At 43.0% G+C, this 12,993-nt stretch carries 14 protein-coding genes; 8 read left to right on the top strand and 6 right to left on the bottom strand.

Translation table 11 applies throughout. The annotated features are described in order from the left end of the window. Window positions 1-45 precede the first annotated feature (45 nt). On the bottom strand, window positions 46-522 hold the full coding sequence (locus HL061_RS07680; RefSeq protein WP_252962696.1) for a hypothetical protein: 477 nt from the start codon (window positions 520-522) through the stop codon (window positions 46-48). 114 nt (window positions 523-636) lie between these two features. Continuing rightward, window positions 637-2,457 (bottom strand): acyl-CoA dehydrogenase C-terminal domain-containing protein, encoded by a 1,821-nt coding sequence (locus HL061_RS07675; protein ID WP_093069833.1) that lies wholly within the window; start codon window positions 2,455-2,457, stop codon window positions 637-639. A gap of 498 nt (window positions 2,458-2,955) precedes the next feature. Here HL061_RS07675 and HL061_RS07670 point away from each other — a divergent pair, with 498 nt between their 5' ends. Next, the gene (locus HL061_RS07670; RefSeq protein WP_240365747.1) at window positions 2,956-4,080 is read left to right on the top strand and encodes an FUSC family protein; all 1,125 of its coding nucleotides are present in this window, start codon (window positions 2,956-2,958) and stop codon (window positions 4,078-4,080) included. Between the two features lie 36 nt (window positions 4,081-4,116). Here the strand turns inward: HL061_RS07670 and aroE are convergent, their stop codons facing one another. After that, complete coding sequence (aroE, locus tag HL061_RS07665) at window positions 4,117-4,980, bottom strand: shikimate dehydrogenase (RefSeq protein WP_252962695.1); 864 nt, start codon at window positions 4,978-4,980, stop codon at window positions 4,117-4,119. Window positions 4,981-5,360: 380 nt separating this feature from the next. Between aroE and HL061_RS07660 the strand changes: the two genes are divergently transcribed. Both HL061_RS07660 and HL061_RS07655 read left to right on the top strand, forming a co-directional pair. After that, window positions 5,361-6,032, top strand: coding sequence for a hypothetical protein (locus tag HL061_RS07660; RefSeq protein ID WP_186475448.1), 672 nt, complete (start codon window positions 5,361-5,363; stop codon window positions 6,030-6,032). 12 nt (window positions 6,033-6,044) lie between these two features. After that, complete coding sequence (locus tag HL061_RS07655) at window positions 6,045-7,022, top strand: aminotransferase class IV (protein WP_240365748.1); 978 nt, start codon at window positions 6,045-6,047, stop codon at window positions 7,020-7,022. Here HL061_RS07655 and HL061_RS07650 read toward each other — a convergent pair. Beyond that, window positions 7,019-7,849: a site-specific DNA-methyltransferase gene (locus HL061_RS07650; RefSeq protein WP_252962694.1), complete on the bottom strand. Its 831-nt coding sequence runs from the start codon at window positions 7,847-7,849 to the stop codon at window positions 7,019-7,021. The two genes, HL061_RS07655 and HL061_RS07650, sit on opposite strands and share 4 nt — an antisense overlap. A 2-nt stretch (window positions 7,850-7,851) precedes the next feature. Beyond that, on the bottom strand, window positions 7,852-8,100 hold the full coding sequence (locus tag HL061_RS07645; protein WP_240365750.1) for a hypothetical protein: 249 nt from the start codon (window positions 8,098-8,100) through the stop codon (window positions 7,852-7,854). A gap of 94 nt (window positions 8,101-8,194) precedes the next feature. On the opposite strand from HL061_RS07645, the gene HL061_RS07640 reads away from it, so the two are divergent. The 5 genes from HL061_RS07640 (at window position 8,195) to tmk (ending at window position 12,784) form a co-directional block, all read left to right on the top strand. Continuing rightward, window positions 8,195-8,446, top strand: coding sequence for a helix-turn-helix transcriptional regulator (locus HL061_RS07640; protein ID WP_238036089.1), 252 nt, complete (start codon window positions 8,195-8,197; stop codon window positions 8,444-8,446). Then, on the top strand, window positions 8,430-9,263 hold the full coding sequence (locus HL061_RS07635) for a DNA adenine methylase (RefSeq protein ID WP_252962693.1): 834 nt from the start codon (window positions 8,430-8,432) through the stop codon (window positions 9,261-9,263). The genes HL061_RS07640 and HL061_RS07635 overlap by 17 nt, the downstream gene beginning before the upstream one ends. Before the next feature lie 2 nt (window positions 9,264-9,265). After that, the gene (locus HL061_RS07630) at window positions 9,266-10,603 is read left to right on the top strand and encodes a hypothetical protein (protein WP_252962692.1); all 1,338 of its coding nucleotides are present in this window, start codon (window positions 9,266-9,268) and stop codon (window positions 10,601-10,603) included. Window positions 10,604-10,685: 82 nt separating this feature from the next. Beyond that, window positions 10,686-11,966 carry an endolytic transglycosylase MltG gene (gene mltG / locus HL061_RS07625; protein WP_093071433.1) on the top strand — a complete coding sequence of 427 codons (1,281 nt, stop codon included), beginning with the start codon at window positions 10,686-10,688 and terminating at the stop codon, window positions 11,964-11,966. A gap of 185 nt (window positions 11,967-12,151) precedes the next feature. Further along, window positions 12,152-12,784, top strand: a complete 633-nt coding sequence (gene tmk / locus HL061_RS07620; RefSeq protein ID WP_227674224.1) for a dTMP kinase — start codon at window positions 12,152-12,154, stop codon at window positions 12,782-12,784. A 114-nt stretch (window positions 12,785-12,898) separates the two neighbouring features. On the opposite strand, the gene HL061_RS07615 is transcribed toward tmk, so the two are convergent. Beyond that, window positions 12,899-12,993, bottom strand: a 95-nt coding sequence (locus HL061_RS07615; RefSeq protein WP_252962710.1) for an IS3 family transposase, incomplete at its 5' end; no start/stop codon positions are given.

The following is a 12,993-nucleotide window of genomic DNA, read 5'->3' as shown; positions in this document are numbered from 1 at the left end:
TTTATATTTTGAATACTGTTGTTTGAAGGCGTTAGACGTATATGGTTAAGCGGGCTTGCACAAAGACTGACTAGCAACCTTTGGTAGTATCATGACCTCAACTTTGTAGCCTGCTGTTTTGCCATGAGTGGCCATAAGATTACGTGCGATACGGAGTCGGTATTTTCCCGTTTTAGGTAAGCAGCCTTGATAAATGATGCCGCCTTTGGTGCCATCTTGGGTACCATCCGGCATATGCAATACACCGACGTTAGCAGTCTCGGGCGTACCTGCAAGTGGTGAAATGTTAATAACGGCATATTGCTGACTTGCAGCATCGAAACGATACCACTGCTCATCGGTATGAGGAGCGAGTTTACCAGTGACGACGCTAGTAACAGCGCCTTTTGCAAAATGTAGAGTACTATCGCTACTTTTGGCCGCTGCACTGCTGATGCCAATACTGGCGAGCGTGGTACTAATGACCAATGCTCGTATATATCGAGCAGCTAAAGCCGTGTTTTTATCGTTAGGTAAAACCATTATTTACTCTTAAATTACAGGTTGCTTTTGATAGTCTTTAATCATAATACGGTCAGTTAAACACAAAAAAGCGCCTAAATGATAGGCGCTTTTTTGTGGATTATGAATACAGTGTTAGTCTAGAAAAGCAAAGTTTTCGCTGTCCATCTCTGTCATGCTATTGCTTGGTGCGACCATGGATTCAGCATGTCCAGAGGTACGTGGTAGCAGCTTGTCAAAATAGAATTCGGCTGTTTGAATTTTCGCTTTATAGAATTCTGGTGCTTCTGTGCCACCATTTTCAAGCTTGTCATAAGCGACCGCTGCCATACGTGCCCAGTGGTAGCCCATCATGACGTAACCTGAGTACATCAAGAAGTCATCTGATGCGGCTGAGATGATTTCACGGTCTTTACGAGCCATTAGCATCAAGCGTACTGTCAAGGTGTTCCACTCAGCGCACAGCTTGGTAAGTGCCCAAACAAATTTACGCATGTCTTTATCAAGGGCATACTCGCCGCACCATTTCATGATGCTTGAGGTATAGTCACGGATGATTTTACCTTTAGATTGCAAGATGACCTTACGACCGAGCAAATCTAACGCCTGTACGCCCGTGGTTCCTTCGTACATGGTCGCGATACGAGCATCACGAGCAATCAGCTCCATACCCCATTCTTTGATATAGCCGTGGCCGCCATAGACTTGCTGACCGTGTTTGGCCGCTTCGATACCAAGCTCAGTCAAGAAGCCTTTTAGGATGGGGGTATAAAAACCTAGCTTGTCATCCCATTTTTCAAACTCTTCTTCATCGCCATTGGCGATGCCTTGTGACATTTTGTCCGCATAGCGTGCTGAATGATAAAGCATTGAGCGACCGCCTTCAGCAAAGGCTTTTTGCGTCAATAGCATACGGCGTACGTCAGCGTGGTGGATGATCGCATCAGCTACTTTTTCAGGATCTTTGGTACCAGAAAGGGTGCGCATAGAGCGGCGTTCTTTGGCATAGGGCAATGCATTTTGGAAAGATAGCTCCGTATGTGCCAAACCTTGGATACCTGTACCGATACGAGCAGTATTCATAAAGGTAAACATCGCTTTTAGGCCTTTGTGCGGTTCGCCAATTAGGTAGCCAGTAGCACCATCGAAGTTCAACACACAGGTAGAAGACGAGTTGATACCCATTTTGTGCTCGATTGAACCGCAAACAACAGCATTGCGCTCGCCAGATTCGCCTTCAGCATTCGGCGTGAATTTTGGTACGATAAATAGCGAGATACCGCGTGTACCCTCTGGCGCATTTGGTAGGCGTGCTAAAACAATATGAATGATATTGTCCGTTAGATCATGCTCACCACTTGAGATGAAGATTTTGGTGCCACTGATTTTGTAGGTACCGTCATCCTGCGGGGTGGCTTTTGACTTTACCTGACCCAAGTCGGTACCACATTGAGGCTCGGTCAAACACATCGTACCTGACCATGAGCCTTCGACCAGCTTTGGTAGATAAAGGTCTTTTTGCTCATCTGTACCATACTGAAGCAGCGTGTTGATACAACCAGTTGAGAGGCCAGAGTACATCGCCCACGGCCAGTTGGCCGTGCCGATCATTTCAGCTTTGATTAAGTTGATTGATGTGGGTAGGTTCATTCCGCCGTACTGTTCAGGATACGAGATACCTTGCCAGCCGCCTTCTACAAATTGGTCATAAGCTTCCTTAAAGCCCTTTGGTGTGGTGACTTCGCCATTTTCAAAATGACAGCCTTCTTCATCGCCTGATTGATAGATAGGAGCAAGGACGTTTTCAGCAAAATCTGCCATACCCTGTAGGATCATATCTATGGTTTCAGGATCCGCGTTTTCGCCATTGTCTAGGCTTTTATAATGCGTTTGGTAATCAAATACATCATTAATCAAAAATTTGATGTCACGTAAAGGTGCTTTGTAAGTTAACATAATCGCTCTCTTTGGTTGGTTCGCTATCATAGACTTACGACGCAGTATTTGAGTCAAAAGTCATGTCAGCGATGTGTCATTATTTTAATCGAGATAGATACTATATCTGTTGTTATGAGTGCTAGTAATAAACAGCGAGTCCATTGTGAAGGGTTTTAGGACGTCCTTGTTGAGCGTCAGCTATTATTGCGTTGATATGATTATAAATCTTATAGACCAATAAATATACAATTCATAACTATTATTCATGACTTTTACCTTAATTAATTAATTTTAGTTTTATGAAGTGGCTGATATATGTGCTGGATATGCTCAAAGATCATCTGTTATAGATGATTGATGATAAGCAGAAGACCGAAGAGTAATAGACATAATATAGTCGAACCACTATTAAAGTGTTACAGCGTTAGACTCGTTTAGCCTACTACTGTAGTACTTGCACTCGTCTGCCTTGTACCACTTTTAATATTGATTGACTATAAATAAGGCAGACCCTCTATGAGTGAGTCAAAATTACACAAACAAACCTCTTGGTTGACCGCGCTATTCACGCGTATTAAGGGGCTCATTGATGGTGAACTTGGGCATTTACTAACCGTCAATCGTAGCCGAAGACCCTGGCATATGCCTATTGTTGCTGCGATTGCGATCAGTTTTCCAGTATTTGTGGGCGCTTACTTTGGTGACTTATCTGCTGGAATCAAAGCGTCGCTAGGGTCAATGATTATTTTAAACCTGCCATTGGTGGGCGGATTACCTTATCGGCTAGTGACAGTGATGGCTTGGGGGTTTGCCATGATACTCAGCTTTGCGCTGGGTTTGATGGCGCAGCAATTACCTATACTCAGGCTGCCTTTCTTTATGCTTGTTGCGCTTAGCGTGGTGATGTTGGGTCGTTATTATAAGCAGCCACCACCAGCAGGGCTATTTACATTGATGGCTGGGGCAATCGCGCTGTTTATTCCTGTCCCGTTAGATCGAGTGCTCTCAGCGATAGGGCTTGTGTTATTGGGTAGCGGATCTTCGATGTTGCTCGCGCTACTGTATACACTGTTTTTGCTCGCCACACGTCCTATTGCCCCTGCGCCTAGTTATCATTATGAGCCAGATATGATCAGTGATAGCCTCATTGTCGTAAGTTTCATCAGTCTGGCGTTGGTAATAGCAGTTTTATTAGACATGCCTTATCCATATTGGGTGGCAATGAGCTGCTTTATTATTATTCAAGGCATCCAGCTGCGAACCATGTGGATCAAGCAATTGCATCGTATATTGGGTACGTTGGTTGGTATGGTGGTTGCCAGTTGGATGCTGTCTTGGGGGCTATCGAGATGGGGTGTCGCCGTGGCTATATTATGTATGATGCTATTGATTGAGTCGTTTGTCGACCGGCATTATGGGCTGGCGGTGATTTTTATTACACCCTTGACGATATTTATCGCAGAGTACGGCAGCACGATGCCGGTGCCGCCAGTGGCAGGAGATGTCATTCATACACGCATGATTGATACGGCACTTGGCTGTGTGATTGGTCTGAGCGGTGGTTTGGCCATCCACTCTACACGATTGCGTGAGCCACTGCGGCGTTTGGAGGATTGGCTGCTGCTGCGCTTTAGTGAATAAAAAGCAGCAGTTTGATGCTGCTGATTAAGAGTTCCATTAAGTATTTTGATTCAGTGCTTCTGTTGCTTTTGAGACATCAACTGTATGACCAGTCCAGCGCTCAAAACTCAATGCTGCTTGTCCGATGAGCATGCCGTAACCTTCAGACGTTTGGGCATCACGCGCCGCGAAATGCTGCAAAAAGGGTAGGTCGCGCCCATACATCATGTCATAAGCGTATTGACAGTGTAGAGCATCATCCAGCGGCAGTTTATCGCCTGATAAGCCAATAGATGTGGCATTGATAATCATATCAAACGTGCCGCTCAAATCCTTGGTGGCACAGGTCTGAATCTGCTGCGCTGCAATCACCGAACTTGCTGCGCTCAGCTCATCCACCAAATCTACCGCTTTACTCACGGTGCGATTGGCAATAGTCAGTGAGCCAATACCTGATTGAATCAGCGGTAGTATGACACCGCGTGCCGCGCCGCCTGCGCCAATCAGGGCAACGCGAGCACCGTCCAGTGGCCAACCTAAGCGTGTTATGTGATTGACGAGCCCTTGTCCGTCCGTATTATCGCCGTATATGGCCTCTTTTATCGACGCGCCTTGTTGTAGTAGCGCCTCATTTATCATGAGGGTATTGACCGCGCCTGCTGTTTTGGCATGCTCTGACAAGCCGCCGCGCGCCGCACAGCAGTCATAAGCGACTTGCTTAAAGGGTACGGTCACATTAGCACCCATACCGCCACCATGAAAAAACGCCTCAATGACCGCTGTAAAACTGGCAGCATCGTCAGGGCAATACTGGCGCTGATAGCGAATATCAATACCAGCCTGTAAGGCAAACTGCGCATGAATTTCAGGGGATTTGCTGTGGGCAATCGGGTTGCCAATAACGATGAAGTGTTGGGTCATAAAGGGTCCATTGGCTAAAAGAGGCAAGACATCATTAAAAATGCATCGCTTACGGCCATTTATCATAAGCGATAAAATGATGATTGACAAACCAATGGCTCACTTCATAAGCCTTATATCGGGCAGAGTTTGATGAGTGATATATTTAACAAATATGTACCCTCTGGGAACGTTATGTGTAACCTAAAAGGTAGTCAAGCGCTGAGCAGTTGGGTAAACTATCGATTATATGTTAATTAGTATAATATGCTCTAATGACTGTTAGGTTATAACTTTTATTACATACATTCTTTATTAAAAAATCCTTTGTTATCGGTGGCTTGTGGGCCAGCTCGTTAATATTCTTTTAAGATCAATCTAAAAGTGTGAGTAAATTATCCATGTGGAATCATAACCTTCAGACTCTTCTAGTCGGTACGATAATGGCAGTTAGTGTGACGCTTGGCGGCTGTGATAGCACCAAAGAGGATGCTCAAAATCCAGAGACAAACGCTGAGAGCAGCGAGCAGGCTGTGGCCGAGGCTCCTGTAGAGAACAGCGCTGGGGATAATCCTGATCTAGATGGCGCGACCGCCCAACAAGGTACACCAGTAAAATACGATGTCTCGGCATGGAACGCTGACAAGGGCGAGCCCCTTGGCACCGATGAGTTAGATAGTATCAAGTCAGCATTTGGTAAAGTAATAAGTACGGATGAAAATAGCCTAGACTATGCCAGTAATCCTGCCACCAAATATCGCTTTATGAAGACGGACGCGCCTTATCTAGATATTATCGACTCCGAAAAATACCTTGAGCTTGGCTGGTATTATGCCAATCCGACCGATTCTGATAAAGAAAAAGAGTTGAGCCAAGACCATGCCAAAAAAGCCTACCAACTATCGCGCCGACTGATGGGTGATGAGGGTGGCAAAATGGTCGCTGATATGCTCAGTAATCAAATCATCAAAAACAGAGTCATTGGCGGACAGAAAGTGGAACTGGCAAAATGTGAGTTTTATAGCTGTATGCTAGTCATCAATAAATCCGCTGCCCAAACAGACAATAGCTAAGCGATGCTAGACATGACGTCACTGCCCAACAGCTGGGTATGTCTATATCCACAAGACGATACGGCAACTAGCAAAGCGGTGACACTGTCGCCAGACAACCGCGGCCTAGCATATGCGGATGGATTTTTTACGACCATGGGTGTGATGGACGGACTCATCCTATGGGCAGACTACCATCATCAGCGGCTCATCTCCCATGCCGACGCCTTGCAGTTAGATATAGACTGCGAGGAATTACTGGCAGTATTAAAAATATATGCCCAGCAGCTAGAGCAGGGTATGCTCAAGCTCGTGGTGACTCGCGCCGCACAAGACATTCGCGGTTATGGCTATGTACCAAGTGAATCAGGAAGTGATTGTGAGATCTGGCTAAAACCGGCTGTTATGAGAGTCTCCACGGCTGTGGTACTGTCATTACCTGATGGCAATCTAGTACCCATGCAGCCGAATGCCTCGGCGATATGTTTATCTTCACAGATTGCCTGCCTGCCGCCATCGCTGGCAGGACTCAAAAGCCTGAGCCGCCTAGATAATGTCCTTGCCAGTGGCGAGCTACAGCGTATAAAAGCTGAACCACTGGCGGCTAACGTTACAAAGAGCCTCAGTGAAGGACTGCTACGTGATATGAGTGGTCATTGGGTTGAAGGTACGATGAGTAATGTGTTCTATCAGTTAGCAGATGAGCCTTTATGCGAATCTGAAACGCACCCTAGTGGCCACGAAGGTGTTGAGAACAAGCATGAGAGCTATCTAACAACAGGTCAATGGTACACCCCTTCCATGGAACAATCGGGCGTTGCTGGTGTGATGCGGCAGGTGATCATTGATGCTTTGTCCACGACAAAATATCCAGTGGTGATACGGTCGTTATCAGATGAGGACTTGCCTAGGTTGACGCGGTTATTCTTTTGTAATGCACTGCGTGGCATCATGCCGATGAGTAATTTGACGCTATTGTCAGGTGATGTTGTAGATTTTAAATCCGTTTAGTTGTCATTTCCTTTATTTAATAAACGATAGAAATGTTGTTTAAAAAACTCTTTTCTCCCTTCATGTTGTAGGTCTTCATAGCGCGCTTGGCTGAGTTGTAGATATTCTGTTTCCTGTTCAATACCAATAAAACGTCTTTCTAAGACATTACCTGCGATACCTGTTGTTGAAGATCCAGCGAAAGGGTCAAGTATCAAAGCATTTTTTTTAGTAGAGGCTAAAATCATCTGTGCCAACAATGCCAAAGGTTTTTGCGTAGGGTGCTTACCACAAGATTTTTCCCATTTAGCAATTGCTGGCAAGCGCCACACATCTTTCATTTGCTTATCGTTATTGAGTCGTTTCATCAAGTCGTAATCGAAATAATGTGGCACTTTAGGATGTTTCCTCGCCCAAATAATGAACTCTGTAGAATGAGTGAAAAACCGACAAGAAAAATTAGGCGGTGGATTGGTTTTTTCCCAAGTTATAACATTGAGTATTTTAAAACCAAGCTGCGGCAAAATACGACCTAGAGTAAAAATATTGTGATGTGTACCACTGACCCATAATGTCGCATTATCTGCCATTTTCTCTCGTACAGCAAAAAGCCACTCGTAGGTAAATACATAAGCATCATTGTCACTGACAAGCTTGTCCCACTGACCTTTATTGACTGACTGGACTTTACCGTTTTTGACTGTTAAACCATCATTAGATAAGAAGTATGGAGGGTCGGCAAAGACCATGTCTATGTTGTTATCTAAATGAGGAATAACTGTTAAGCAGTCACCTTTCAGTAAGTTAAAATCTAAATTAGTACTACTAAAAAACGAATGACTTTCCATGTCTATTCCAGCATATCGGCTAAGAAGTAAAGAAGCTCAGGTAAATTAAATTCTCCCTGTATAAAGCCATACTGCCCGCAATCGTCTGGAATAACAACAGTTTGACCAATAAATCTCTTATCTTCGCTAATGATGCGAAGCATATTTACTAATTCATCTCTCACTACTACAGAGTCTTCAGTATCTAATAATTCATTAGGTGCCGTTGAGTTGAATTCAATATTAATAGTCATATTTTCGATACTTATCATAACTTACTTTCCTCTATGATACTTATTGTATGTAGACTTATTGTATACAAAATATAGCATGAGTCAAACAAAAAAACTAATATGCGTGCCTTATATGAAAGAAAAAGTTCTATGTGATTTCGGTGAAAGAATACGCCAGTTGCGTAAAAAAAATGACTTGAGCCAAGAGCAGCTAGCCGAAAAAACCGGTTTTCATCGCACATATATAGGTATGGTTGAACGTGGTGAGCGTAATCCTGCTTTAGTAAATATCAAAGTTTTTGCAGATAGTTTTGATATCAGCTTGTCGGTATTATTTAATGATAAATCATTTGAAAAAGAGGTTAAGAGTGGCAAAGAAAAATAAATTAGTCATGCCCTTCTTGAAGTGGGTAGGTGGAAAACGCCAACTTATAACTGAGATTGAGCCGTTGCTTCCTAGCCGTATATCTACTTACTACGAGCCATTTTTGGGTGGTGGCGCAATACTTCTGCACATGCAACCAAAAAAAGCAGTGATCAATGATTACAACTCTGAATTAATCAATGTTTACGAAACGATTAGAGATGATGTAGATGCTCTTATTGAACACTTAGCTATTCATGAAAATAACTCCGAGTACTTTTATCGGATAAGAGCTCTAGATAGGCAAGAAGGTTTTGTTGAGTTAACTAAGATAGAGCGTGCATCTCGTGTTATTTATCTAAATAAGACCTGTTTCAACGGACTATATAGAGTCAATAGTTCAGGCGAGTTTAATACACCTTTTGGGCGTTATAAAAACCCTAATATAATCAACGAAACTGTTCTGCAAGCGGTAAGTAATTACTTACAGAATAATGATATTGTATTGCGTAATGGAGATTTTGAGGAAGCTGTTAAGGGAGCACGTAAAGGCTCCTTTGTTTATCTTGATCCACCGTATGATCCTGTTTCGAAAAGCTCAAATTTTACAGGATACGTTCAAGGCGGTTTTGGTGATGATGAACAAGTAAGGCTTAGAGATACTTGTATCAATCTAAATAAAAGGGGTGTTAATTTCCTTTTGTCTAACTCTGCTACTGCCTTTATGAAAGAATTATATAAAGACTTTGAGATAATTGAGGTAGGCGCTAGTAGGAGTATTAACTCTGTGGGGAGTAAAAGAGGTGAGGTTAAAGAGATATTGGTAAGGAATTATTAGCTATGAATAAATCTAAGAACGATCTAGCTTGGGAGAGATTATTCGAAGAAGATAGTCTCTTGGACAAGATAGACGCTGAAGGTGAATTCGTTGTACATTCTAAAAGAATCAACGATTTCAGACAAGCTAGGCTTATGACTAAGTTTGATGCTAGAAAAGACTTACCAGAAATATTCAAAAAGAATAAGCTATCTATTTTGCCAATTAGTAGAGGAGGCTATAAAATTGGAAGATTTGATATGTTCCATAACTTTGAAGATTACGATACTCCTAAAAGATCAGATGTAGTTCTAGAGAAGCAGTTCCCGTCATTTATTGAAACAATAGATCCAAATCTGATTACTACTGAATCATCAGCTATATATTGTGCTGATTTATGTTCAATTTTAACAAGTTTTACAGGTGCGGATGAACTATATAGCACTATAAGCGGTCGAATGGGATCAGGTGATTTTGATTTTAAGATCGAAGAGCCAAACAAGATTTTTGATTTTAAAGTAAGAGGTTCTCAAATAGAAATCGATGCTGGTTACGAAAGTCACGATAGTATTTATCTTATAGAGGCTAAGAACGTGCTTTCAAGAGATTTTGTAGTTAGACAGCTGTATTATCCTTATAGGACTTGGTTAAACAAAGTGTCTACAAAAGATATCAAAAATATCTATCTCACATACTCTAATGGAATATTTTACATTAGAGAATACTTGTTTGAGGATATAAATGACCCTATGTCGATTAGGTTGTTGAGTTCAAGTAGATATTCGATTATAACTAAAGAATTGACATTAGAATATTTGAAAAACTTATTAAATAAAACCCTACCTCAACTCAATAGTCAAGACGCACCTTTCCCTCAAGCAGACGATTTCAATAAGATCGTGAATCTATGTGAAGAGCTCGTAAAAAAATACTCTAGTAATCTAAGTGAAGATATTGATGAGAGTAGTGAAAGAGGTTTTTCTAAGAGAGAAATAGCTGATATTTACGATTTTACTGATAGGCAAGCCGATTACTATGCGAACGCAGCAAGATATTTAGGCTTGGTGTCTATAGATAGAGGGATGGTATATCTTACTGATTTAGGTTTAGAAATAATGCAGTTGCCACTCACTACAAAACAAATTCGGTTTGCAGAACTCATTCTCTCATCTAAACCTTTTTCCAAAGTATTTGATTTATACATAAGTAAAGCAGGTGTACTATCAATTGGAAACGTTCAAGATATTGTTGAAGCTTGTAAAATTGAAAATTTAAATAGAGCTTCTAGCACTTTTTCAAGAAGGTGTCTTACTGTTAAAAGTTGGATAGAGTGGATATTCACTCAAGTTAAGGAAAGCTAAAAGGATAAGTAACAATGAAATACCATTGAAAATCGTACGGTTCAGTGCTAAATTCTAGCAAACATCTGCCTCGCGAGTTGCCATGAGCAAGCCCACACCCAATACACCACCTGAACGTCCCAATAAGTCGCCATCGAATAAGCAAGATGGCACAGTCGAGGAGCGTGTAGACACCACGCTACCGGACGCGCAACCAGTGGTAGATAGGGTGCAAGACACGCCAGCGACCAATGTCTCACTGATCAGTGGCAACAGCAAACCGCGTCAATATAAAGTCAACAATCCCTCATTTTTTATGCAGCGCGGTTATCAAGTATTGCTGGTGCTAGGGCTCATTGCTGCATTTTTCTTAGTCATGGTGTATCAGACCTTGTTTGGTCGTATCGAGCAGCCGCAGCAAATGGTCACGATTGAGCAAGGTCAGACGTATTATGGCCTATTGCCGCAGTGGCAAAATCAAATTCCGCTATTTTCGGCCAGCGTAGCCAAGCTATATATTAAGTCGCAAGTCGATGCGCCTTTGCATGCAGGCATTTATCAATTGCCGGAAAATCCAACCATTGCTGAGGCATTGCAAATATTAGAGCAGGGCGCAAAAGCAGCTATGGTAAAGGTGCAAATCATCGAAGGCAAAACCTCAAAAGACCTCTATCAAGCGCTGCGTGATAATGACAATATCGAAAAAGAAGTGCTGACCGCAGACAGTGATAATGCCAGCATTGCACAAGCGTTAGATTTGGCTGGTATATTGCCAGATAACGTGACCAACAGTAGTGATCCTATCGTCAATCATAATCTTGAAGGGTGGTTTGCGCCCGATACCTATTATTATGGTGAAGGGACGAGCGATAAAAAAGTGCTCACGGACCTATATAAAAGCCAGCAAAAAGCGCTGACTGATGCGTGGGAAAACCGTGCGCCTGACCTACCTTATAATAGCCCTTACGAAGCACTAGTAATGGCATCTATCATCGAAAAAGAAACCAGCGTACCAGAAGAGCGTCCGCTAGTCTCTGCCGTGTTTAGAAATCGCTTGGTTAAAAACATGCGTATGCAGACCGATCCGACCATCATTTATGGTATGGGTAGCCGTTATGATGGTAATATCCGCCGCAAAGACATCGATGAAAAAACGTCTTATAATACCTATCAGATTGATGGCTTACCGCCAACGCCAATCGCGCTGCCATCTGCTGCGTCTATCGAAGCCACCTTGCATCCTGCCGATAGCGACGCCCTTTACTTTGTGGCAACTGGTAACGGCGGACACAAATTTACCAATAGCTTGGCTGAGCACAACCAAGCGGTAAAAGACTATCTGAGCGTCATGCGCGAGAAAAAATCTCAAACACCGCCGCAATAAAGCACTTCTTTATCTCTTATAAAACGTATCGTTTATTGAGCGCTATAATCTAACGATAGCGCTCACCGATGACATAAGGTCATATCATGTCAGTATCTATACAGACCAACGCGCCATCCGCACAAACGAGTACAGCATCGTCCACGCTACCGGAATCAAATGCTTCACAAACGACGACCGCACCTATTGCAGGGCGGTTTATTAGTTTTGAAGGAACGGAAGGCGTCGGGAAAACCACGGCGATTGAACAGCTATGCTTGCAACTAGAGAAAAACGGTATTCACTACCTTCGTACGCGCGAGCCGGGTGGTAGTCCGTTTGCTGAGCGACTGCGCGATATATTGCTAGATCCTGCAACTGAAATTGAGGATGATACAGAGCTTTTATTATTATTTGCAGCACGCTGTGATCATATGCAGCAAGTCATCCTGCCTGCGCTACAACGTGGCACATGGGTTATTTGTGACAGGTTTACGGACTCTACTATTGCGTATCAGGGTTTTGGACGCGGACATGGCGATAAAGCGATGCTGACCAAAATTGAGACGCTGATCGAGCAGTTTGTGACGCAGTTGCCTGAGCTGACTTTATGGCTTGATTTACCTGTAGCAGAGGGCATGGCACGCGCCAATAAGCGCAGCGCAGCAGATCGCTTTGAGCAGCAGGCAATGGCGTTTTTTACTTGGGTACATACCGGTTTTAGTCAACTTGCAAGCTCGCATCCTGAACGTATCCAGCGTATCGATGCGTCAGGCAGTACTGATGAGGTGAGCGCGCGAATATGGCAGGCAGTCGTAGACAGATTTGATGTTGAATAATCATATTTGAGTGAGCATGTTTATCTTGTAAGTAGATTTAATAATCAAGCAGATATGATAAAAATAAAAAGCCCCAGCATGTTGAACTGACCCCCGAAACTTGGACGGTTTAGTTTATACCAAGGACTGAGTTCTGTACTGCACAGGGCTCAGTCCTTTTAGTTTGAGTTGAATACGCTCATTATTGTAATAATGCATATACTCATGAA

It is taken from the genome of Psychrobacter sp. PSP (genome assembly GCF_024085615.1).
Classification (GTDB): Bacteria; Pseudomonadota; Gammaproteobacteria; order Pseudomonadales; family Moraxellaceae; genus Psychrobacter; species Psychrobacter pacificensis.
Note: the sequence above shows the minus strand (reverse complement) of the source record. Positions and strands in the feature narration are given on the sequence as shown.

Bases quoted from the DNA above. Each gene is read 5' to 3' on its own strand.
- HL061_RS07630 (WP_252962692.1), top strand. From the start codon at position 9,266: ATGAATAAATCTAAGAACGATCTAGCTTGGGAGAGATTATTCGAAGAA.
- HL061_RS07650 (WP_252962694.1), bottom strand. From the start codon at position 7,849: ATGGAAAGTCATTCGTTTTTTAGTAGTACTAATTTAGATTTTAACTTA.
- HL061_RS07670 (WP_240365747.1), top strand. From the start codon at position 2,956: ATGAGTGAGTCAAAATTACACAAACAAACCTCTTGGTTGACCGCGCTA.
- HL061_RS07660 (WP_186475448.1), top strand. From the start codon at position 5,361: ATGTGGAATCATAACCTTCAGACTCTTCTAGTCGGTACGATAATGGCA.
- HL061_RS07675 (WP_093069833.1), bottom strand. From the start codon at position 2,457: ATGTTAACTTACAAAGCACCTTTACGTGACATCAAATTTTTGATTAAT.
- aroE (WP_252962695.1), bottom strand. From the start codon at position 4,980: ATGACCCAACACTTCATCGTTATTGGCAACCCGATTGCCCACAGCAAA.
- mltG (WP_093071433.1), top strand. From the start codon at position 10,686: ATGAGCAAGCCCACACCCAATACACCACCTGAACGTCCCAATAAGTCG.
- HL061_RS07655 (WP_240365748.1), top strand. From the start codon at position 6,045: ATGACGTCACTGCCCAACAGCTGGGTATGTCTATATCCACAAGACGAT.
- HL061_RS07645 (WP_240365750.1), bottom strand. From the start codon at position 8,100: ATGATAAGTATCGAAAATATGACTATTAATATTGAATTCAACTCAACG.
- HL061_RS07640 (WP_238036089.1), top strand. From the start codon at position 8,195: ATGAAAGAAAAAGTTCTATGTGATTTCGGTGAAAGAATACGCCAGTTG.
- HL061_RS07680 (WP_252962696.1), bottom strand. From the start codon at position 522: ATGGTTTTACCTAACGATAAAAACACGGCTTTAGCTGCTCGATATATA.